Genomic DNA, 636 nt, shown 5'->3' with positions numbered 1-636 from the left:
GTTTTTAAAATCAGTTGTTTTAGTCGTGCATTAAGTCCCCATTCTTGCATTTTTCTTGCTTTATTATTGATAAATATTGTGTTGTTTTTTTGCTCTAAACTTTCTAAATATTCTTTGATTTGATCGCTTATTTTTTGGCTTATAGGAACTAATCTGCGTTTGCTGTTTTTGCCTTTTTGAACGATTACTAAATTCTCACTAAACCGTATGTCTTCTTTGTTTAAGTCGCTCATTTCTTGTACTCTTAACCCACAACCATAACCCATATTTAAGATTGCTTTTTCTTCTAAATTGGCCACTTGGTAAAGTGCTTGTATTTGGTCCTGGCTAAAAATAAATCGTGCTACATTTTCGCTTACTGCCGTAAATTTTAAGTGTGATGCTGGATTGGTTTTGAGTGTGCCAATTTCTAGTAAATACCCTAAATACTGTTGTAGGTTTCGCATATGGTCGTATATGCTTTTTTGCTTTAATGCTTTTCCTGTTCGCTGGCTTTTCTTGGCTTTTAAGTAGTCGTTGTATTGTGCTATTTCTTTTGGTGTAATTTGCTGTAATTCAAAGATTTTATTATTTTCTAACCAACTAAAAAACTCTTTTAAATATAAATATCTTGCTTGGGTAGTTTCGGGTTTTAAT

Annotated in this window: 1 protein-coding gene; it reads right to left on the bottom strand. The window is 32.1% G+C overall.

The annotated features are described in order from the left end of the window. A partial coding sequence (locus B0A78_RS13520; RefSeq protein WP_145955920.1) for a tyrosine-type recombinase/integrase occupies positions 1–636 on the bottom strand: 636 nt, incomplete at both ends.

It is taken from the genome of Flavobacterium columnare NBRC 100251 = ATCC 23463 (assembly GCF_002530675.1).
GTDB classification, from domain to species: Bacteria; Bacteroidota; Bacteroidia; order Flavobacteriales; family Flavobacteriaceae; genus Flavobacterium; species Flavobacterium columnare.
Note: the sequence above shows the minus strand (reverse complement) of the source record. Positions and strands in the feature narration are given on the sequence as shown.